Origin of the sequence: Actinospica sp. (genome assembly GCF_035552695.1) — a bacterium.
GTDB lineage: Bacteria > Actinomycetota > Actinomycetes > Streptomycetales > Catenulisporaceae > Actinospica.
The window spans coordinates 1-19,394 of the sequence record NZ_DASZKT010000250.1 but is presented as its reverse complement, the minus strand read 5'-3'; the positions used below and the strand labels follow the sequence as shown (position 1 = coordinate 19,394).

Below are 19,394 nucleotides of genomic sequence, written 5' to 3'. Positions count from 1 at the left end.
GGACGGTTGCGCCGCGGCCGAGCCCTGCCCGGGGCTGGTCGGCGGCGCGGCGACCGGAGGCGCGTCGTACGCGTCCGTCGCAGCACCCTGGTCCTGCCGCCGCGTCGGCACCGGCGGCACGAGCGGCAGCGGCGGCAATGGAGGCCCCGGCGGCGGTGGTATCGGTGGGAACGCGGGCGCATTCAGATCGTCGCCCGTACCCGCGCCCGATCCCGTCCCTGGCCCCGTACCCGCGCCCGCCGCGTTCTCCTTCTCGTTCTCGTTCGACCAGGGCCCCGCGACCTCCCCGAACACGTCCTTCGGCGGTTGCGGCTTCGGTCCGGTCGGCGGGAACGGGGGCACCGCGGCGGGTCCCCAGCGCTTCTCCTGCGCCACCCGCCGCGCATGCATCGCGGCGGCGGCCTCCTCGGCGGCGCGCGGCTCGATCTGGTCGAGCAGCCGTGCCCCGGCCGAGGCGAGCGTGGCCAGATCCGCCGTCAGATGCGCCTGGTGGTTGAGGGTCCAGTCGAGGTCCGGGTCGCGCAGCACCGGCCGCCACCACTCGAGCACGAAGCCGCTCTGCGTGGCCAGCCCGTCCACCTGCCCGGCCCACCACGCCTCGCTGCCCACGCTCTGCTGTTCGAGCCGGGTGAGCACCGCCTTGACCTCTTCGAGCCGGGTCAGCGCCCCGTCCGCGTCCTCGACGGTGCGCGGCAGCGGCCAGCTCAACGAGAGCAGCGCCTCGGTCAGCTCCTGCTCGGGCGGCACAGCGCCGGCTGCTCCGGACTCGGATTCCACGCGACTCTTCCTACCCGGCCCGGGGGCACAGTACGTCAACTTCCGATAACGTTATGGAAAGACGATCAGACACTACCGCACCTCGGCCTGCACCGAGCCGCACCTTTCGCATAACTCGTATTCAGTTCGCACTCCCGTGCGCACCAATTCGTCGCGCGAACACCAGAGCCCCCGGCAGTTCCGTATCGAGATCCACCAGCATCCGCGCCGTGACGACGAATCCGGCCTCGCGTAGCCACCCCGCCACCCGCTCCGCAGGCCGCCGATGCACGTACACCTTCATCGGATGCCCTCCGTACCCCTGCGTCTTCAGCCGCGACCGGTCGCCGAGATGGAACCCGACCAGCAATGGCGCGTCGGGCCGCAAGACGCGCCGAAACTCTCCAAGGACACCGGGAATCTCGTCATCCGGGATGTGAATGAGCGACCAGAACGCGAGCAGCCCCGAGAGCGCTCCGTCGGGAACCCCGAGCCGCGTCATCGATCCCACGGTGAAGGCGAGGTGCGGGTGATCACGCCGTGCCACGTCAATCATCGCGGGCGACAGGTCGATCCCGACGACATCCACGCCCAGCGTCTGCAGATGAGCGGTCACGTGCCCCGGCCCGCAGCCAACGTCCGCGACCACCCCGCCCCCGCGATCGTGCACCGAGTCAGCGAACAGTCGCAGCGCGGCTCGAAGGAACGGCACCCCGGACAGTGCGTCTCGCGTCTGCTCGGCGTAGCTTTCCGCGACCGCGTCGTACGAGACGCGCGTGTCCTCGAGCCAGTCCCCGTCCATAGCTCGTCACGGTAACTGGATGGTCTGACAAGCACGGCTCATCCACGAAGCGCGGCCTGGAAGAACGGGGTGCCTGAAGACAGCGGGTTGTGCAGATCCATCCCGTTCTGCCACAGCACGACGCACCGCCCCGACTCCGTTCGCGCTGCCACAGTCGTATACCCGGGCATTCCGCCCTGATGACCGTAAGCCACGTTGCCAGTCCCGAAGTCGAGCCGGACGACGCCGAGTCCCCGGCTGCGGTGCACATCGAGCCGCTGCGTCGGTTCGATCATGCGAGCCAGGTACCCCTCTGGCAGCAACGACCCATTGAACAGCCCGTCGAGAAACGCGGCGACGTCCGAGGCGGTGGCCACCATGGCCCCAGCGGTCCAGGACTCCGAGGGAGTCATGGTGGTCAGCTCCGCGTAAGAGGCGTCCGCCGATGTGCGCAGGTAGCCTTTGGCGTGCGGACCACGCATGTACGGATCAACGGTGGGGAACGTCGTGTCGAGCAGATTCAATGGCTTGATGATGTGCTGCCAGATCTGGGCGTCCACGCGTTCGCCGGTCGCCTCCTCGATCATCATGCCGAGGAGGATGTAGTCGGTGCTGCTGTAGCGGTACTGGCTATTGGGCGGTATGCGATCACTGGTCGCCAGCGATGCCGCGACCAGCTGACGCGGAGACCAATAGCGCTCCAATGCCGACAAATCGGTCGGAGGGCTCCCGAATAGCTCAGGCGTGTAGTCAGGCAGCCCAGAGCGCAACCGGAGCAGGGTTTCGACCGTGATGTCGGCGCCCCCCGGTACAAGGTCAGGCAGAAGGCCATCCACGGTGTCGTCGAGCGACAGCAGACCCTCGACCACGAGTTGGAGCACGAGCGTGGCCACATACATCTTCGTGACGCTGCCTATTCGGCACCGGTCACTCGCCGCGATAGGTCGAGGGCGATCGAGATCAGCCACGCCGACGGTGCCGGTGAAGACGGGCTGACCCCCCTCGGTCACCAGCGCGTAAAGTCCTGGCCCATGGTCCGCAGCAGTTTCGACCAATGCGGCACGCAGCGCCTCCCCATCCACTGGCATGAGCGGGAGTCTACTTCGCACGACCGCACCGCGTGGAAGCCGATGCAGCGCCTAATCCCACGAACTCCGCTGCTTCTTCAGCTTCGAGCGGCGGGCCTTGTCGTCCAGCCTGCGGGCGACGGCGCCCTTGGAGGGCTTGGTGGGGCGGCGGTTGGGTGGCGGCGGGGCGAGGGCCTCGGCCAGCAGCGCGGCCAGGCGGTCGCGGGCGGCCTTGCGGTTGCGGAGTTGGGAGCGGAACTCGGAGGCGGCGACGGTGAGCACGCCGTCGACGAGGCGCGGTGCCAGGCGGTCGAGGACGCGGGCGCGTTGCTGCGGGGTGAGGCCCTCGCAGGTGCGCAGGTTCAGGGACAGCTCGATGCGGCTGTCGGTGGTGTTGACGCCCTGGCCGCCGGGGCCCGAGGACCGGGAGAAGCGCCAGGTGAGATCGCGGGCGGGAATGGACACGCCGCGGCCGACGCCGAGCGGGCCGGTGACCGCGTCGGCGCCGGAGGGCAGGTCAGGGCGCTCGTCCATAGTTGACATTGTGCCGGACGGGGGCGTGCGGCGTCAGGTGGATTATCCGGCGTCAGATCGTTTTCCCGGGGTTGAGCTGTGAATCCGGCGTCAGATCGACTTCCCGGCCAGCGCCGTGGTCAGTCGGTGCGCCAGCAGTGTGGCACGGGCCGGGCCGTCCTGTTCCAGGGCGTGCTTGAGCGCGCGCGGCTGGCCGACCAGGACGACGGTCTGCCGTGCGCGGGTGGCCAGCGTGTAGAACAGACGGCGCGTCAGCAGCCGTGGTGCGTCCATCGTCAGGGGCGCGACGACGTGGGCGAACTCGCTGCCCTGGGCCTTGTGCACGGTCAGCGCGTAGCTGTGCGCCAGGTCGTCGAGATCGTCGAGGTCGTAGCGCACCGATTCGCCGTCCTCGTTCTCGACCGTGAGACCGGCCTCCTTCAGGTCGAGGTCGACAACCGTGCCGAGAGTGCCGTTGAACACGCCGTGGGCACCGCGCGCGTAGTCGTTCCGGGTCGCGATCACGCGGTCGCCGACGCGGAAGACGCGCGGGCCGTGCCAGTACTCCGGCTCGTTCTCGGCGCGCGGGTTCAGCCGCTCCTGCAGCATCCGGGAGAGCTGATCCGCGCCCGCCGAACCGCGCCGCGCCGGGCAGAGGACCTGGACCTGCGCCGGGTCCACGCCCTGCTTGCGGGGCAGCCGCTCGGTGGCGATCTCGGCGACGAGCTCGGCGATGCGCTCGGGGTCGTCGAGCTCGGCGAACCAGAAGTCTGAGCGCTTGAGCTGCGGCAGCTGGCCGCGCCGGATCAGGTGCGCGTTGGCGATGATCGTGGACTGCTCGGCCTGGCGGAAGACCTTGGTCAGCGTCGTGCGGGCCACGCCGGGGACGGCCAGCAGGTCGGCGAGCACGGCGCCGGGGCCGACGGACGGGAGCTGGTCCACGTCGCCGACCAGCAGCAGGTGCGTGCCGGGCGGGATGCGGGCGGCGAGCCGGGCGGCGAGGTAGACGTCCAGCATCGAGGCCTCGTCGACGACGATCAGGTGCACCATCGTGCTGTGCGCGGCGGCGAACAGCGCGCCGCCGCCGGCCTCCGGGGGCGGCGGGTCCTCGCCCGGGTGCGGGTCGGCGGCCAGCCGGTGCACGGTCATCGCCTCGGCCCCGGTCATCTCGGCCAGGCGGCGCGCGGCCTTGCCGGTCGGCGCGGCGAGGGTCACGCTGCCGCCGCCCGCCCGAACCACGCGCACGAGCTCGCGGACGGTGTGCGACTTTCCGCAGCCGGGGCCGCCGGTGAGCACGGAGAGCGTGTGGGTCAGGGCCATGCGAACCGCTTCGCGTTGCCCCTCGGCCAGATCCGCGCCGTACGCGCCGTCCTCGACCAGCCGGCGTACCCCGCGCGGCAGGTCGGAGGGGGCCGCGGCGAGCGCCGCGAGGTCCTTCGCGAGGCGGCGTTCGGCACGGTTGGCCGCGCGTACGGCGGCGACCTGCTCGCCGCTGACCGGATGCGATTCCAGGACCACCGGCGAGGCCTTGCCGGTGCCGAGGCGCTCCAGGGCCGCGCGCATCAGTTCAGCGGGCTGCTCGGCGAGCTGTGCGGCCTCGGTGACGACCTGCGCGGCCGGCAGGTGGCAGTGGCCGGAGCGCGGGCCCTCGCTGGCGCACACCTCCCACACCGCGGCCTCGAGCCGTTCCTCGCCGGCGAGCGGCTGGCCCCCGGCGCGCGCGATCCGGTCGGCGGTCGCGAAGTCCAGCCCGTCCACCTCGCCGACCAGGCGGTACGGGTAGCGGGTGAGGGTCTCCAGCGCGGACGATCCGTAGTCCCGGTGCAGCCGCTCGGCCAGCAGCGGGCTGATGCCGTAGCCGCGCAGCGCGTTCATCAGCTGCCTGATCTCGGCCTGGGCGTGCCAGGAATCGACGATCCAGCGGCTGCGCCGCCGCCCGATGCCGTAGACCTCGGCCAGCCGCTCCGGCTCGCGCTCGATCACCTCGAGGGTCTGCTCGCCGAACCGGTCCGTCAGCGCCTGGGCCAATAGCGGACCGATCCCACGCACGAGCCCCGAGGCGAGGTAGCGCCGGATGGCGCGCACCGACTCCGGGCGCAGCCGCTCGCACCCGGCGACCGCCAGCCGCGGGCCGTGCCGGCGGGTCTCCTCCCAGTGCCCGGTCAGCCGCAGCGTCTCGCCGGGGCGCACGCCGGCCAGCTCCACCCCGGCCGCGGCGAATCCGGCGTCCCGTGCTTCGGCGGCACGGGGTTCCGCCGCACGCGTCTCGGCCGCCGTGCGCACCGGGACCGCGCGCAGCACGGTGAATCCGTCGTCCCGGATGAAGTGGATGTACTCGACGACGCACTCGAGCTCCGTGGTGACCTCGGTGCGCTCGGCGACGGCTGCGGGGACGGGAGGAACGGCCATGCCGTGCACATTACTGCCGACCACCGACAGCGATTCGCCGCAAATTCACCCGAACGAGTGAGTTACTGACGAGTTCGGCGATCTCGCGTCAGGGTCCGGGCCGAGCGAGGTCCCCGTGCATAGAAGTCCTCAGCACGTGGCTCCCCCACACGCACACCTCGCCACTGGAGAAGACGATGCCGCACTCGAGCGATCCCGCCTGTCTCGCCCCCACCGAACCGCACCCCGCCGCCGACCCGCTCGGCTACGCGCTGTGCGCCAGCTACCAGGACCCCGCGCGGGTCCAGCCGGTGCCCGTCGGCCCCACCTTCGACCTCGTGAGCGTCGGCATGGGCATAGGCCTGGACGCCCTGGACCTGATGCTGCGCTCCGGGGACCCGGTCGGCCCGGTGGCCGCGGACGCGCGCTCCCGGGTGGACCGGATCGGCTTCCTGCTTCCGCCCGGCACGCTCGAGGCCGAGCCCGGTTTCGCCTGGTGGTGCCGTCGGCACGGGCTGCGCGTCGCCTCGCACGGGGATGTGGTCGCGCTGCCGCCGCTGATCGGCGAGAGCACCCGGATGGTCTGGCTGGTGCCGCCGGGCGCGCCGGACACCGGGCGCACCGACCCGGGTTTGCTGCTCTCCGCGCTGCGGAAGGCATTTAACGCACAGTCACGTCGGGCCCGTTGTCAAGAAGCAGGCCCCTGAATTACCCGATCGAGTGATAATAGGTCTGCGACAGCGCCTTGTGGGAACGCGTGGCGTTATAACGGCATCTCGGTAGTCGAGAGCTCACACGTCGTCGTAGGGACGCCCGCAGCCATATGGACCAGCACCACGCCAAGACCGACTCCGCAGGCCCCGACCAGGATCCGCCGGACAAGGAGCTGATCGACCAGGTACGCGAGGGCGACCTCGAAGCCTTCGACCCGCTCTACCGGCGGCACCGTGATTCGGCGCTGCGCCATGCGCGCTACTGGACGCGCTCGGAGGCGGCGGCCGAGGATCTGAGTGCCGAGTCCTTCACGCGCGTGCTGTACGCGATCCGCAACGGCAACGGGCCGACCGAGGCGTTCCGGCCGTATCTGCTCACCGCGATGCGCAACGTGGCCAGGGACTGGGCCGAGGGCGACCGGCGCACGCTGCTGGTGCCCGACCTGGTGGACATCGCACCGCCGGAACCGGAGCAGGACCCTGTCATCGCGGCGCTGGAGCGTTCGATGGCGGGCCAGGCGTTCATGACGCTGCCGGAGCGCTGGCAGACGGTGCTGTGGCAGACGGAGGTCGAGCAGGAGGGGCCGACGCAGATCGCGCCGCAGCTCGGCATCGACGCGGCGGCCGTCGCGGCGCTGGCGTATCGGGCGCGCGAGGGTCTGAAGCAGGCATATCTGCAGGCTCACATCACCGAGATCGGGTCGCCCGCGTGCCGCCCGTTCGCCGAACGCCTCGGCACGCACGCGCGCGGGAAGCTGCGCGGGCGCGAGGCGGCGAAGCTGCGGCACCACCTCAAGCACTGCTCGGAGTGCGTCGGGCTGTTCGCGATGCTCAAGTACGTCAACGCGAACATCCACGTGCTCATCGGACCGGCGGTCGTCGGTGCGGCCGCGGCGACCCGGATCGGGATCGTGCTGGCCACGGCGGGGGGCGCGGCCGGCGCCGGCGGCGGTGCGGCGCAGTCGGGGAACGCGATCGGACGCGTGGTCTCCAAGGCGCGGCACGCCTCGCCGCGTCAGCAGGCCACGGTCGCGGGTGCGGTGGCGGCCGCGGCCGTGGCGGCGCTCGCCTTCGCCCTCACCGGAAACGAGTCGTCCCCGCCGATCCCGGTAGCCAAGCCGAAGCCCTCCGCGTCGGCGCTGGTCACCCAGCCCGCGCCCGCTCCGTCGCCCGCGCCGAAGCAGACCCCGCCCCCGCCGAGCCCGACGCCGCCGCAGCCCTCGCCGACACCGACCACCCCGAGCCCGACGCCCACGACGCCGAGCCCGTCGCCCACACCCACGCCCCCCAGCCCGACGCCGACCACGCCGAGCCCGTCGCCCACACCGACCACGCCCAGCCCGAGCCCGAGCCCGACGCAGCGGGTCAACTGCCCCGGCGATCTGCTCGACCTGGAACTGGACCTGCTGGGCAACAACGTCGTGATCGTGCAGGTGGGGCTGAACCTGGACATCACCATCGGCGGGGTGACGATAGTGATCCCGGCGAGTTGCTCGACCGGCGGCCCGCCGCACCCGTTCCCGCTGCCATCCGCGTAACACCGGGACTCAACGCAATCGGAAGATCAGCGCAACCCGGCGATCAACGCAGCCCGGCGATGAATTCGAGGGCCCGCTTGATGTTCGCGGGCAGGTCGGCGACGGAGTCGAGGACGAGGTGCCGATCGGTCCACGGCTCGTACTCGGCGCGCACGCGCTCGACGTCGGCCCAGGTCGGCTCGTCGAGCCCTTCGATGCCGCGATCGCGCTCCTCGAGCCGCTTCCGGTGCAGGTCCGGCGAGGAGCACACGACCTCGATGACGGCCAGCCGCACGCGGTGCCGGGCGGCGAGCGCGCGCCACTGCCCGCGAGCGGGTTCGACCGCGTTGACCGCGTCGACTATCACCGTCTGGCCGAGGGCGAGGATCCCGTCGGCCACCGCCTCGGCGACCAGGTAGGCGGCGAGGCCGGTCGGCTGGGAGCGGTCGATCGACCGGCGCAGCGCCGCCTCGATCGGGTCCACCGAGACGACGGCGGCGGAAAGCGTCCCGCCGACGCCGCGCGCGATCGAGCTCTTGCCCGCGGCGGGCAGTCCGGCCATCGCAATCAACATGGCAGAACTCTGCCATAACGCGTGTTCATGTTCCGCCGCGGCCCCCCGGCGTGTCGCGCGGCGCCGCACGGGCGCCGCGATGCCGCTCAGGTGCTGCTCAGTCGATGCGCACCGAGCCGTTCGCGGTGCGGAAGTCCACCGCGACCAGCCCGGCCTCGTCGTAGGCGTTGCGCAGGTCGGCCGGCTCGAGCCAGTTGACCTTCAGCTCGGGCAGCGGGTCGCGCTCCGGGTCGCCGAGCCAGGACAGCACCGCGTCCCGGTCCCCGGCGATCTCCAGCCGGTCGATCTCCGGCAGCGAGTCCGCTCCATGCGACGGATGCAGCTCGGCCGGGCAGTCCCAGCAGATCAGATACGGCAGCTGCGGGTCGTCGATCAGGTCGAGCACGCCGATCTGGTGCCACTCGAGCAACTTGCCGTCCGGCCGCCTGCGATGGCCCTCGGCCGCCTCGCGCCCCAGCCGCTTCTCGAAGACCTCGAGGTCGTTGACGCCGACCACCCAGCCGAGCCAGCCGCCGCCGAGCTCGGCCCGCCGCTTGACAGCCCGGCCGAACGGAGCCGACTCGGTGGCCGGATGCTCGAGCGGGGCGACGACCTCGACGTACGCGCCGTCGGGCAGCGGCAGCACCGCGTTGCGGGTGCCGAAGCGCGGGTGCACGCCGCCGTCCCGGAACGAGGCGCCGAGCAGCGAGCCCAGCCGGGAGACGGTGGAGGGGAACGCGTCGAGTTCGACGGCGTAGGAGATGTGGTCGAGACGCATGTCCTCGACTTTACCCAGCTCCGGATAGATCGATACGCACCGACAGGTTCCGTCAGCGGAAGTCATATCGTCGGGCCGCCGGGACGGCACGGCCGACGGCGGTCTCGGCAGCCGGGGCGGCCGGGGCAGCCGCGGCGGCGACCGTGCGGATAATCGGCGCATTGGGCTGACCGGGGGAACCTTCCCCGGTCGGCCCATCGCGCGCGTGACCCCTGCTCAGACCTCTTCGTTGATCGTTGACGAAGGGGAGCCGCTCCATGCTCCCTCCCTTCTAGAGCTACTAGAGGTCATCACATGCATGGGATTGCCAAGCGGGGGCTGGCGCTCGTCGCCGCCACCTCGGGTCTCGTCCTGGGCGGCGCGGCCATCGCATCGGCCGACGCCGGCGCCACCACCACCGCGACCACCTCGCACTCCGGCGGCGCGGTGGCAGGCTGGGTCGCCCAGGCCCCGGTCAACATTCCGGTGAACGTCTGCGGCAACAGCGTCGAGGCGCTCGCCTTCAAGGAGATGGTGCACGGTTCCACCTGCACCAACAAGCACCCGGGCGCGGTGGCCAGCGCCACCACGACCAAGTCCGGAGGCCTCGGCGCGGGCAACACCGTCCAGGTCGCCGGCAACGTCCCGGTCAACGTCTGCGGCAACACCGTCGCCGCGGCGGCCGTGAAGAACGACTACCAGGGCTCCACCTGCACCAACAACGCCTCCGGTCCGGGCGCGGTGGCGACCTCCAGCATCGACCACTCCGGCGGCATCCTGGCCGGCAACACGGTCCAGGCCGCGCTGAACGTCCCGATCAACGCCTGCGGCAACGTCGTCGGCCTCGGCGTCGTGAAGAACATGTACGCCGGCCAGACCTGCACCAACTGACCCGGACCCCGTCCGCGCTGTCAGGGCAACCGTGCCCCCGCCCCTCGCATCCGGGCGGGGGCACGGCGTTTCCCGCGCCCCCGCCGTTCCCGCCGTTCCGTCGTTCCGCCGGTCTCCGTGGCGTGGCCTGGCGGGGCGCTCCGGCGCGCGGCGCGAGCGCACCGGAGCGCGTCGGGCGCCGTAACCCGGGCGGGTGGCGCAATTGCATCTGCAAATTTGGGTAAACCCTCCCCCTGAGGCCCGGGTTTGCGGAAGACTCGTACGGACGGGTGAAACCGGATTCGCACATTCGAGCAAGCCGATACGGATGACCGAGCCCTGAGACTCCGGGAGGAACGCGGGATGAGCCGCAGGCGCCGCCGCGAGCACGAGGCGGGACGGGTGCGCAAGACCGTCGAGGTCCTGGTGTCCGGACTGTTCGGTATGACCGTGGTCGGCGTCGTACTGCTGCTGCTGCAGAACGGCACCACCCCCTCCCCCGGCCCGAGCCCGACGGCGACCGTCTCCGGCCAGGCCTTCCCCACCGGAGCCGCGGACGGCGGCCTGGTCAGCGTCCGCAGCGCCGACGCCGGCACGGTCACCGCCAGCCCCTCGGTGAACTCGCCGAACACCGGCTCCGGCACCGCGGCCGCGCCGCAGGGCGCCCAGGGCGCGCAGGAGACCGGCCGCACCGAACCCGCCACCCCGGCCACCGCCCCCGCGAGCGGATCGCAGAACACTGCCACTTCCCCCGCCAGCTCGACGGCCGCGTCGTCGAGCACCGCCATCTCCACCCCGAGCGCCTCGGCCTCGTCCACCGGCGGCGCCCTCGGCGGACTCGTCGGCGGCCTGGTCGGCGGAGTGCTCGGGCTGCTGTGACGGTTCAGGTGAGCACCGCGACGACGGCGCCGCGGAAATAAGCGGTGGGGATCTCGACCATCTTGGTACCGTACGCGAATGGCACGTACTACGGACGGCAGCGCGGGGGACGCGGACTACGGCAGGATCGGGGCGAGCTACGCGGATTATCGGCGGCCTGATGCCCGGATCGCGGCGGTCATGGAGCAGGCGCTCGCCGGGGCGAGGACGGTGGTGAACGTGGGGGCCGGGACCGGGTCGTATGAGTCGCAGGCCTTTGAGGTCACGGCGGTCGAGCCGTCCGCCACGATGCGCTCGCAACGTTCGGCGCACCTGTCCCCCGCGATCGACGCGGTCGCTGAGGCGCTGCCGTTCCCGGACGACGCTTTCGACGCGGCGATGACCACGTACAGCGTGCATCAGTGGAGCGACCTGAAGGCGGGCCTGCGCGAGATGCGGCGCGTCTCCCGGGGTCCGGTGGTCGTGCTCGGGGGCGACCCGGACCGCGTGTGCGATTACTGGCTGCACGAGTACGCGCCGCGGATGATGGAGATCGAGGCGCGCCGCTACCCGTCGATCCGCGAGATCGCCGATGCGCTGGGCGGGACGGTCGAGGTCACCCAGGTGCCGATTCCGTTCGACTGCACGGACGGGTTCATCGAGGCCTACTACGGCCGGCCCGAACGACTGCTCGACCCGGAGGCCCGGAAGGCCTGCTCAGCCTGGAGCTTCGTCGACGAGCAGCTCGCCGGGCAGTACGTGGAGGCGCTGCGCGAGGCGATCGAATCAGGAGCCTGGGACGCGCGGCACGGGCACCTGCGCGACCAGCCGTACTACGACGGATCGCTGGTGCTGATCCGCGCGCTGCCGGAGCAATGACCGCCAGTCGGCCTCAGTTGTACGAGTAGTAATCCACCAGGGCGCGCAGTTCGGCCACTGCCGTGCGGGCTGCGGTGATGCCGTCGGCGGGCTGGATGCCCATCACCGAGAGCGTGGTGCCGTCGTCGAGGTCGAGCAGCACCCAGGGGTCGCCGGAGCGGAGGTTGACCGTGACGATCTGCGCCCACTCGAGGCGGTGGGTTCGCAGCATATTGACGACGGTGAGGCCGTCCGCGTCCGCGACGGCCTTGGGGCGGGCGAGCACCATCAGCACCAGGGCGCCGGCGAAACCGATGCTGGCGAAGGCGATCCGGTCCGGCAGCGGCCACGGCTCGCCGCCGTCCGAGGGGAGGGTGGCGGCGATCGCGGTCATGCTGCCGGCCAGGATCGCGGCGACGGTGTAGATGATCGTGCGGGTGCGGTGCGGGCGCCAGGTCACCGGGAGCGCGGGCAGCGGGGCGTTCCGGGCGCCGCCGGGGCCGCCCTCAGCACCCCCGCCGAACTCGGCGCCGTCCCGTCCCCGGGCCGGGTGTCCGTTCGGCGCCATCTTCCATCCGCTTCTACTCCGGTGTAGCCGGGCAGGCCGTCGTCGCCGACCGTGAACCTGCGAATCACAGTCCACGAACTAGATGCGGCACGCCCTGATGTCGGTCACGAGGATAGCGCGTGCGCCGATCTCCCAGAGGTCGTCCATGATGCGCTGGGTCTGCTCCCGCGGCACCATCGCGCGCACGGCCACCCACCCCTCCGAATGCAGCGGACTCACCGTGGGCGACTCCAGACCCGGCGTCAGATCCACCGCCTCCTGCAGGCGTTCGGCCTTGATGTCATAGTCCATCAGCACGTACTTGCGCGCCACCAGCACACCCTGCAGCCGGCGCAGGAACTGCTCGGTGCCGGAGGCGGGCTCGGCGTCGCGCCGCTTGATCACCACGGCCTCGGACTCCAGGATCGGCGAGCCGATCAGCTCCAGGCCCGCCTGACGCAGCGTCGTGCCGGTGGACACCACGTCCGCGATCACGTCCGCGACGCCGAGTTGGATGGAGATCTCCACCGCGCCGTCCAGCTTGACCACCTCGGCCGGCACTCCCGCGCGGTCCAGATGGGCCTGCACGATGCCCGGGTACGAGGTGGCGATGCGGCGGCCCTTGAGGTCCTCGAGCGTGGACCCGGTGCCGGGCCGCCCGGCGAAGCGGAAGGTGGACCGGCCGAAGCCCAGCGGCAGGATCTCCTCGGCCTCGGAACGCGAGTCGAGCAGTAGGTCGCGGCCGGTGATGCCGATGTCGAGACGGCCGGAGCCGACGTACACGGCGATGTCCCGCGGCCGCAGGTAGAACAGCTCGACCCCGGCCTCCGGGTCGATCACCATCAGCTCGCGGTCCTTGCGCTGCCGGTAGCCCGCCTCATGGAGCATCTCGCCCGCCGCCTCGGAGAGGGATCCCTTGTTGGGCACGGCGATGCGAAGCATGGGGCTGGTTCCGTCCTTCTCGATGATGGTTTTCGTGTCCACGCGACACCGACGTTACAGAGTCTTGTACACGTCGTCGAGGGAGATCCCGCGCGCGACCATCAGCACCTGCAGGTGGTAGAGCAGTTGGCTGATCTCCTCGGCGGTGCGCTCCTCGCCCTCGTACTCGGCGGCCATCCACACCTCGGCGGCCTCCTCGACGATCTTCTTGCCGATGGAGTGCACGCCCGCCCGCACCAGTTCCACGGTGCGCGAGCCGGGCGTGCCCGCCGCGGCCTTGGCCTTGAGCTCCTCGAAGAGCGTCTCGAAGGTCTTCGGCCCGACCACCTCGCTCACCGTTCCCCCAGGTTCTTCAGCGTCAGCGCCGTCGCGACGGCGCTGAGCGCGGCCTCGCGGCCCTTGTCCTCGGCGGAGCCGGGCAGGCCGGCGCGGTCGATCGCCTGCTGCTCGGTGTCGCAGGTGAGCACGCCGAAACCGACCGGGATGCCGGACTCGACGGCGACCGCGGTGAGCCCGTCGGTGGCCGCCTGGCAGACGTATTCGAAGTGCGGGGTGCCGCCGCGCACGACCACGCCGAGCGCCACGATCGCGTCGTAGCGGTGCTTGGACAGGGCGTGCGCGGCGACCGGCAGCTCGAAGCAGCCGGGCACGCGGATCAGCGTGGGTTCGTCGATGCCGTGCTCGGCGAGCGCCTTGACGGCGTTCGTGACGAGGGCGTCCATTACTTCGGTGTGCCACTGTGCGGCCACGATCGCGACGCGCAGGTGCGCGCAGCGCTTGACGTCCGCCGGGTTGATGCCGAGCTCGGGGGCTCCGCTGCCTGCCACGGAGAGTGCTCCTTCGGTTCCTTGGTGAGCTGCTGGAAACAGACGGTATCGCCTAACGGGTCAGACCCGGTGCTGCGTCCGGTATGCGATCAGGTCGGCGATGGAGATGACGGCGAGGCCGTGCTCGCGGGCGAAGACGCGCAGCTCGGGCAGCCGGGCCATGGTGCCGTCGTCGTTGACGATCTCCACCAGGACGCCGACCGGGGTGAGCCCGGCCAGCCGCGCCAGATCGACGGCGGCCTCGGTGTGTCCGGGGCGCTCGATGACGCCGCCGGGGCGGGCGCGCAGCGGGAAGACGTGGCCCGGCCGGGTCAGGTCGCCCGGGGCGGTGGCCGGGGCGGACAGCAGCCGGATGGTGTGCGCCCGGTCGGCCGCGCTGATCCCGGTGGTCACGCCCTCGCGCGCGTCCACGGTGACGGTGAACGCGGTGCCCTTGCGGTCCTGGTTGACGGCGGTCATCGGCGGCAGGTCGAGCGCGTCGGCCCGCCCGTCGTACATCGGGGCGCAGATCACGCCGCTGGAGTAGCGGACCGTGAAGGCCAGCAGCTCCGGGGTGGCGTGTTCGGCCGCGAAGATGATGTCGCCCTCGTTCTCCCGGTCCTCGTCGTCCACGACGACGACCGGTCGCCCGGCGGCGATCTCCAGCAGCGCGGTCTCGATGGTGTCCAGGCCGGTGGCCTCGAGCGTGCCGGTCATGCGTGCGCTCCTTCGACGACGGGGACGGACTCGACGGTGCTGACGATGCCGACGGGGGTGTCGGCGATGTCGGCCGGCTTGCCGCGGGCGAGCCGGATCCACTGCCGCAGCCCGGCGATCACCAGGACGAAGTAGACGCCGTAGGTGAAACCGGAGACCGGCAGCCCGCTGTGGAAGGCGAGCGGCACGCCCACCACGTCCACCGCGATCCAGACGAACCAGAACTCGACCCAGCCGCGGCCCTGGCAGAGGGTGGCGGCGAGCGAGCCGACGAAGATGTACGCGTCGGGCAGCGGCGCCCAGGAGGAGTGGGTCGCGGACAGCAGCCAGGCGAAGCCGAGGGTGCCGACGGCCAGGAAGCCGAGCAGCGCGAGCCGCTCGGCGCCGGTGGCCCAGCGGATCGTGACTCCCCGCGGGTGGTCGGCGCCGCGCTGCCGGTTCCAGCGCCACCAGCCGTAGGACGCGGCGGCGACCACCACGAGCTGCCGGGCCGCGTTGCCGCCGAGGTGCACCGCCATGGAGGCGCCGAACAGCAGGATCGCGCCGCTGATCTGCACCGGCCAGGCCCACAGGGACCGGCGTATCGCGAGCGCGACGGTGGCCAGGCCGAGCAGATTGCCGAGCAGGTCGGACCAGCGCACGGTCTCGCCGCCGAGCTGGAAGGCGGCCGCGTTCGCCCAGCCGAACAGGCCGTTCATGCCGCGGCTTCGTTCCGCGCGCCGGCCAGCAGCTTCTCGGTGTACTTGGCGATCACGTCGACCTCGAGGTTGACCCGGGCGCCGGGCTGCTTGATGCCGAGCGTGGTCTGCGCGAGCGTGGCCGGGATCAGCGAGACCGTGAAATCGGGCCGGTCGCCGTCGGTGATGGCGCTGACGGTGAGGCTGATGCCGTCGACCGTGATCGAGCCCTTCTCCACCACGTAGCGGGCGAGGTCGGTGGGCAGCGAGACGCGCACCAGCTCCCAGTGCTCGCCGGGGGTGCGCTCCAGGACGGTGCCGGTGCCGTCCACGTGGCCCTGCACGATGTGCCCGCCGAAGCGGCCGTTGGCGATCATCGGGCGCTCCAGGTTGACCCGGTCGCCGGGGCGCAGGTCGGCGAGGCTGGAGCGGGTGAGCGACTCGGCCATCACGTCGGCGGTGAACTCGCCGCCCTTGAGGCTGGGAGCGCCGGTCTCGTCGGTGACGGTCAGGCAGACGCCGTTGACGGCGATGGACGCCCCGTGTTCGGCGTCCGCGGTCACGGCGGGCCCGCGCACCGTGTAGCGGGCGGCGTCGGGCAGGTTCTCGATGGCGACGATCTCGCCGAGTTCCTCGATGATTCCGGTGAACACCGCTGTTGCTCCCTCATCCACACCTGGTCGTGGTGCTCCGAGGGGCCGCGGGAGGCGGAAGGACGGGAGCGCGCGGCCGCACAACGCCCGAGAATGGCCGAACGTGGGTTCCCTCGACTGTGGCGTCGAGGCACGTCCGACCGGGCGCGGCTGGGCCGACGTCCCGCGTGCCGCCTCCCATCCGGACTTTCGGCCGCCGCCCGCCGCAGCTCTCACGCTGCGAACAGGTCGACGCCCGATCACCGTCGGTCCCGGAGTTTCACCGGGTCCACCTTCGACTCGCCTCAGTGGCGCGGAACGCTTTGCTGGGCGTTCACGCCGCCAAGCCGAAATCAGCCGGGTCGCGGACTGTCACCGCCGGTTCGGAGTTTCACCGACCCCGGGGCACGCTGTCGTCTCTCCCAACAGTCTGCCACGGGACTCCATTCCCGTGTCCAGCCGGAATCGGGTGGCCCGGGTCACACCCCCGTCTTCGCGAGCCCTCGACGCCCGGCTCCCAGGCCGCGGCGCTCCGGGCCGACCAGCTTTTCGTATGCCTAATCTGCCACGCGAGTGAATCAGAGTCACCGATGACCATGCTCGGCGGTTAGGCCTGGCGGATCGCGCACTCCGGGCCTCGGCGCGGCGGCGGATCCGTTGATGACGACCCCACAGATGGGAAGCCCCACATGAAGAAGTTCCTGACCGCCGCGGCGCTGACCGCCGCCGCGATCGGCCTGCCGCTGGCCACTGCCGGTTCCGCGATGGCCGACGACCACTCCGGTGGCGACAGCAGCGAGTCGCTGGTCACCGTCGGCGAGGGCTCCTGCGTAGCCCCGTGGTGGTGGGAGGGCCCGATCACCTTCCTCAACGGCCCGGAGGACTACTCCGCGTGCAACGGCCAGCCGATGCACGTCAAGCCGGGCGACCTGGTCGGCGCACTCGACGACTCCTGCGTCCTGCCGTGGCACTGGGAGGGCCCGGGCACCGCGGGTGACGACATCCTCGGCACCCTGCTGTCCACCCCCGAGGGCGCGCAGCACTACAAGGCGTGCGACACCACGGACGAGCACTGAGCTCATCCCCGTCTAGGGTGAGTTGATCGACGGCGGGGTGACGGACGGCCGGTCGCGGGTCGTGCCGCACCCCGCTTTCGCATGCCTGGAAGCAGCGTGGGATGAGAGTTCGAGGACAGCGCGAAGAGAACACCGAGAAAGCACGGAAGAGGCGCCGCGATCATCCGCGGCGCCTCTTTCGACCAGCTGACGGCTAGTTGACCAGGCCCAGGTCGCCGACGCCGTCGTCCTGCTGCTGCATCGGCTGCGGGGTCGGCCCGGACGGGTGGTTGTCGTCGCAGGCGTAGTAGTGGCCGGTCTGCCCCGGGTGCAGGATCGCGTCGCCGACGTCGAGCGGGCCCTGCCAGTCCCACGGCAGCACGCAGCCGTTGTCCAGGACACCGGCCAGCGCGCCCTGCGGCCGCGGGGCGACCGGCCCGTTGCAGTTGGCGTAGTTCTCCGGGCCGGTGACGACCGTCACCGCGGGCAACTGCCAGAGCCAGGGTGCGACGCAGGTGCCCTGCAGGGCCGTGACCAGCGGCTGGTCGCCTTCGTCGGCCATGGCGGCGCCGGCGGTGGCCACCGGCAGGCCGAGGCCGACGCACGCCGCGGCGGTGGCGTAAACGAGCTTGCGCAAGAGAATGTCTCCAGTCCTTGGGTTCCAGGCGGCGGCCGCTGTGGGTCGGGGCGGCCCCGGATGCCCAACCTCCGCACAAGCTCCCGGGTCACGGGCGCGTCACCCGGCGGAGCGAGTCGGATGATCCTCAGGGCATTGGCTCAGCACAACACCCGAATATCGGATTTACGTCGCGGCGAGCGCCAGCGTGGCACCGCCGACGGCGAGGATCGCGAGCACGGTCCCGGCGATGGCGACCGCGCGCTTGGGCACGGCCAGGCCCGCGGCGTCGCAGCGTTCGAACCAGAGCAGCATGGCGAGCGAGCCCCAGGGTGTGCTGATCGGCCCGGCGTTCACGCCGATCAGCAGCGCGAGCAACTGGGTGTGGTTGCCGGGTGGAATGGCGGCCTCGCCCGCGATGTACGCGGGCAGGTTGTTGACGACGTTCGACAGGCCGAGCCCCGTCCCCGCCGCGCGCAGTTGGCCGACGAAGCCGCCGTCCGTGCCGATGAGATGGCCCACGAACGTGTCCAGGCCGTGCACGCTGAGCGTCTGGACGACCAGGAACATGCCGGTCACGTTGGCCAGCAGCCGCCAGGGCAGCAGGGACCAGCGCAGTTCCTCGCGGCGCCGGGCAAGGAACGCCAGGACGGTGACACCGGCCGCGGCGGCGGAGGCGAGCTGCAGCGGCGCCCCCGCGACGATCGCGATGACGAAAAGCGCACAGGCGACCCCGGCGATCGCGCACAGGGTCGGGTCGGCGGGCCGGAACGGCGCGGGCGGAGTGAAGCGCTCGATGCCGCCGCGCCGCTTACGCCGCCAGAAGAAGATCCAGAGCACCGCCATCGTCGCGGCGACGCTGACCGCCTCGGGAGCGGCCATCCGCGCGGCGAACTCGGCCGGCGGCAGCGCGACCCGGTCGGCGGCCAGCAGGTTCGTCAGGTTGCCGACCGGCAGCAGCAGGCTGGCCGTGTTCGCCAGGAACGCCGTCGTCACCGCGAGCGGCAGCGGGGGCACCCCCGCCCGGTCGGCGAGCGCCAGCATGATCGGCGTGAGCAGCACGGCCGTGGTGTCCAGGTTGAGCCCGACCGTGACCAGCACGGCCAGCAGCACGCACAGCAGGAACAGCACGGCGAACCGCCCACGCGCGAGGATGGCGAGCCGCGTGGCGAGCACGTCGAACGTCTGCGCCTTGCTGGTGAGCTCGGCGAGGATGACGACGCTGAACAGGAACCCGAGGATCGGCCGAATCCGGTCGATGATCGCGCTCGCGTCGTGCGTCGGCAGCGCGCCCGTCGCCCAGCACAGCAGTCCGAGGACCAGCAGCCCGAGGGCGACCAGGTCCAGCGGGTGCGGGCGTCGGCGATCCACGCGGCGTATTCTCCCGGGCAAGATCGGTGAACGTCCAACTCGCGCAGAGCTAGCGGGCTGAGGCTGGGGGCTGGACGGCTCCGGAAGGCTGACGTGCGTCTGGACGTCTGGACGTCTGGTACGTCTAGTGCGTCTGGTGTGTCGGTCGCGTCTCTGCGTGTCAGCGTCTCCGCGCGTCTGCTGAGACTCCGGCGCGGATGTGCCGGGCTCACCGCGGCGTGCATCTGCCGTTCCGCCGTGGGTCCGCTCCGCTCCGGTCGGGCCTGTTATTTTGCCGCGCTCTTCAGGCTCAGGCGCGGGCCTTCGGCATCAGCCGCGCGCCGGCCACCGCGGACGTGACCTCGGCCAGGCGGGTGAGGCGCAGCACTTCGAAACGGTGGAAGTTCGGGTCGCCGAGGCG

20 protein-coding genes and 2 pseudogenes are annotated in these 19,394 nt (G+C 71.5%); 6 read left to right on the top strand and 16 right to left on the bottom strand.

Translation table 11 applies throughout. From position 1 onward, the window contains the following. The 5 genes and pseudogenes from VG296_RS28360 to VG296_RS28340 all read right to left on the bottom strand — a co-directional run. Positions 1-777 (bottom strand): annotated as a pseudogene (locus VG296_RS28360) (hypothetical protein); the annotation flags it as partial. Positions 778-898: 121 nt separating this feature from the next. Beyond that, positions 899-1,558 (bottom strand): class I SAM-dependent methyltransferase, encoded by a 660-nt coding sequence (locus VG296_RS28355; protein ID WP_325571267.1) that lies wholly within the window; start codon positions 1,556-1,558, stop codon positions 899-901. 38 nt (positions 1,559-1,596) lie between these two features. Then, positions 1,597-2,625, bottom strand: coding sequence for a serine hydrolase domain-containing protein (locus VG296_RS28350; protein WP_325571265.1), 1,029 nt, complete (start codon positions 2,623-2,625; stop codon positions 1,597-1,599). Between the two features lie 51 nt (positions 2,626-2,676). Further along, positions 2,677-3,138, bottom strand: a complete 462-nt coding sequence (arfB, locus tag VG296_RS28345; RefSeq protein WP_325571062.1) for an alternative ribosome rescue aminoacyl-tRNA hydrolase ArfB — start codon at positions 3,136-3,138, stop codon at positions 2,677-2,679. A 90-nt stretch (positions 3,139-3,228) separates the two neighbouring features. Next, complete coding sequence (locus VG296_RS28340; RefSeq protein ID WP_325571060.1) at positions 3,229-5,526, bottom strand: ATP-dependent RecD-like DNA helicase; 2,298 nt, start codon at positions 5,524-5,526, stop codon at positions 3,229-3,231. Between the two features lie 176 nt (positions 5,527-5,702). Between VG296_RS28340 and VG296_RS28335 the strand changes: the two genes are divergently transcribed. Beyond that, entirely contained in the window at positions 5,703-6,212 is a 510-nt protein-coding gene (locus VG296_RS28335; RefSeq protein ID WP_325571058.1) for a hypothetical protein, read from the top strand. Positions 6,213-6,328: 116 nt separating this feature from the next. After that, entirely contained in the window at positions 6,329-7,756 is a 1,428-nt protein-coding gene (locus VG296_RS28330; protein WP_325571056.1) for a sigma-70 family RNA polymerase sigma factor, read from the top strand. Positions 7,757-7,799: 43 nt separating this feature from the next. On the opposite strand, the gene VG296_RS28325 is transcribed toward VG296_RS28330, so the two are convergent. Together VG296_RS28325 and VG296_RS28320 are read right to left on the bottom strand one after the other, a co-directional pair. Continuing rightward, a complete protein-coding gene (locus tag VG296_RS28325; protein WP_325571054.1) occupies positions 7,800-8,309 on the bottom strand; it encodes an AAA family ATPase in 510 nt (169 codons plus the stop codon). Positions 8,310-8,406: 97 nt separating this feature from the next. Then, positions 8,407-9,066, bottom strand: a complete 660-nt coding sequence (locus tag VG296_RS28320) for a VOC family protein (protein WP_325571052.1) — start codon at positions 9,064-9,066, stop codon at positions 8,407-8,409. Positions 9,067-9,360: 294 nt separating this feature from the next. Between VG296_RS28320 and VG296_RS28315 the strand changes: the two genes are divergently transcribed. The 3 genes from VG296_RS28315 to VG296_RS28305 all read left to right on the top strand — a co-directional run bounded on the left by VG296_RS28315 (position 9,361) and on the right by VG296_RS28305 (position 11,652). After that, positions 9,361-9,936, top strand: coding sequence for a chaplin (locus VG296_RS28315; protein ID WP_325571050.1), 576 nt, complete (start codon positions 9,361-9,363; stop codon positions 9,934-9,936). Positions 9,937-10,278: 342 nt separating this feature from the next. After that, entirely contained in the window at positions 10,279-10,794 is a 516-nt protein-coding gene (locus VG296_RS28310) for a hypothetical protein (RefSeq protein ID WP_325571048.1), read from the top strand. Between the two features lie 78 nt (positions 10,795-10,872). Continuing rightward, positions 10,873-11,652 (top strand): class I SAM-dependent methyltransferase, encoded by a 780-nt coding sequence (locus tag VG296_RS28305; protein ID WP_325571046.1) that lies wholly within the window; start codon positions 10,873-10,875, stop codon positions 11,650-11,652. Positions 11,653-11,665: 13 nt separating this feature from the next. Here the strand turns inward: VG296_RS28305 and VG296_RS28300 are convergent, their stop codons facing one another. The 7 genes and pseudogenes from VG296_RS28300 to VG296_RS28270 form a co-directional block, all read right to left on the bottom strand. Further along, positions 11,666-12,199 (bottom strand): PH domain-containing protein, encoded by a 534-nt coding sequence (locus VG296_RS28300; protein ID WP_325571044.1) that lies wholly within the window; start codon positions 12,197-12,199, stop codon positions 11,666-11,668. Positions 12,200-12,277: 78 nt separating this feature from the next. Continuing rightward, positions 12,278-13,120 carry an ATP phosphoribosyltransferase gene (gene hisG / locus VG296_RS28295; protein ID WP_349259727.1) on the bottom strand — a complete coding sequence of 281 codons (843 nt, stop codon included), beginning with the start codon at positions 13,118-13,120 and terminating at the stop codon, positions 12,278-12,280. Between the two features lie 54 nt (positions 13,121-13,174). Further along, positions 13,175-13,456 (bottom strand): phosphoribosyl-ATP diphosphatase, encoded by a 282-nt coding sequence (locus VG296_RS28290; RefSeq protein ID WP_349259725.1) that lies wholly within the window; start codon positions 13,454-13,456, stop codon positions 13,175-13,177. After that, entirely contained in the window at positions 13,453-13,947 is a 495-nt protein-coding gene (gene ribH, locus VG296_RS28285; protein ID WP_325571040.1) for a 6,7-dimethyl-8-ribityllumazine synthase, read from the bottom strand. The genes VG296_RS28290 and ribH overlap by 4 nt, the downstream gene beginning before the upstream one ends. A gap of 78 nt (positions 13,948-14,025) precedes the next feature. Next, positions 14,026-14,643: pseudogene (gene ribB / locus VG296_RS28280) on the bottom strand (3,4-dihydroxy-2-butanone-4-phosphate synthase); the annotation flags it as partial. Next, positions 14,640-15,341, bottom strand: coding sequence for a nicotinamide riboside transporter PnuC (gene pnuC / locus VG296_RS28275; RefSeq protein ID WP_325571036.1), 702 nt, complete (start codon positions 15,339-15,341; stop codon positions 14,640-14,642). The gene pnuC and the pseudogene ribB, both read right to left, overlap by 4 nt. Continuing rightward, complete coding sequence (locus tag VG296_RS28270) at positions 15,338-15,973, bottom strand: riboflavin synthase (RefSeq protein ID WP_325571034.1); 636 nt, start codon at positions 15,971-15,973, stop codon at positions 15,338-15,340. Before VG296_RS28270 ends, pnuC begins: the two co-directional genes overlap by 4 nt. A gap of 668 nt (positions 15,974-16,641) precedes the next feature. On the opposite strand from VG296_RS28270, the gene VG296_RS28265 reads away from it, so the two are divergent. Continuing rightward, a complete protein-coding gene (locus tag VG296_RS28265) occupies positions 16,642-17,028 on the top strand; it encodes a hypothetical protein (RefSeq protein ID WP_325571032.1) in 387 nt (128 codons plus the stop codon). Positions 17,029-17,221: 193 nt separating this feature from the next. Here the strand turns inward: VG296_RS28265 and VG296_RS28260 are convergent, their stop codons facing one another. Both VG296_RS28260 and VG296_RS28255 read right to left on the bottom strand, forming a co-directional pair. After that, positions 17,222-17,644 (bottom strand): hypothetical protein, encoded by a 423-nt coding sequence (locus VG296_RS28260; protein WP_325571030.1) that lies wholly within the window; start codon positions 17,642-17,644, stop codon positions 17,222-17,224. 165 nt (positions 17,645-17,809) lie between these two features. After that, a complete protein-coding gene (locus VG296_RS28255) occupies positions 17,810-18,994 on the bottom strand; it encodes an SLC13 family permease (RefSeq protein ID WP_325571028.1) in 1,185 nt (394 codons plus the stop codon). Positions 18,995-19,394 lie beyond the last annotated feature (400 nt).

What these genes read in the sequence shown, in the direction of transcription:
- VG296_RS28355 (WP_325571267.1), bottom strand. Translation starts at nt 1,558, where the DNA reads ATGGACGGGGACTGGCTCGAGGACACGCGCGTCTCGTACGACGCGGTC.
- VG296_RS28350 (WP_325571265.1), bottom strand. Translation starts at nt 2,625, where the DNA reads ATGCCAGTGGATGGGGAGGCGCTGCGTGCCGCATTGGTCGAAACTGCT.
- arfB (WP_325571062.1), bottom strand. Translation starts at nt 3,138, where the DNA reads ATGGACGAGCGCCCTGACCTGCCCTCCGGCGCCGACGCGGTCACCGGC.
- VG296_RS28340 (WP_325571060.1), bottom strand. Translation starts at nt 5,526, where the DNA reads ATGGCCGTTCCTCCCGTCCCCGCAGCCGTCGCCGAGCGCACCGAGGTC.
- VG296_RS28335 (WP_325571058.1), top strand. Translation starts at nt 5,703, where the DNA reads ATGCCGCACTCGAGCGATCCCGCCTGTCTCGCCCCCACCGAACCGCAC.
- VG296_RS28330 (WP_325571056.1), top strand. Translation starts at nt 6,329, where the DNA reads ATGGACCAGCACCACGCCAAGACCGACTCCGCAGGCCCCGACCAGGAT.
- VG296_RS28325 (WP_325571054.1), bottom strand. Translation starts at nt 8,309, where the DNA reads ATGTTGATTGCGATGGCCGGACTGCCCGCCGCGGGCAAGAGCTCGATC.
- VG296_RS28320 (WP_325571052.1), bottom strand. Translation starts at nt 9,066, where the DNA reads ATGCGTCTCGACCACATCTCCTACGCCGTCGAACTCGACGCGTTCCCC.
- VG296_RS28315 (WP_325571050.1), top strand. Translation starts at nt 9,361, where the DNA reads ATGCATGGGATTGCCAAGCGGGGGCTGGCGCTCGTCGCCGCCACCTCG.
- VG296_RS28310 (WP_325571048.1), top strand. Translation starts at nt 10,279, where the DNA reads ATGAGCCGCAGGCGCCGCCGCGAGCACGAGGCGGGACGGGTGCGCAAG.
- VG296_RS28305 (WP_325571046.1), top strand. Translation starts at nt 10,873, where the DNA reads ATGGCACGTACTACGGACGGCAGCGCGGGGGACGCGGACTACGGCAGG.
- VG296_RS28300 (WP_325571044.1), bottom strand. Translation starts at nt 12,199, where the DNA reads ATGGCGCCGAACGGACACCCGGCCCGGGGACGGGACGGCGCCGAGTTC.
- hisG (WP_349259727.1), bottom strand. Translation starts at nt 13,120, where the DNA reads ATGCTTCGCATCGCCGTGCCCAACAAGGGATCCCTCTCCGAGGCGGCG.
- pnuC (WP_325571036.1), bottom strand. Translation starts at nt 15,341, where the DNA reads ATGAACGGCCTGTTCGGCTGGGCGAACGCGGCCGCCTTCCAGCTCGGC.
- VG296_RS28265 (WP_325571032.1), top strand. Translation starts at nt 16,642, where the DNA reads ATGAAGAAGTTCCTGACCGCCGCGGCGCTGACCGCCGCCGCGATCGGC.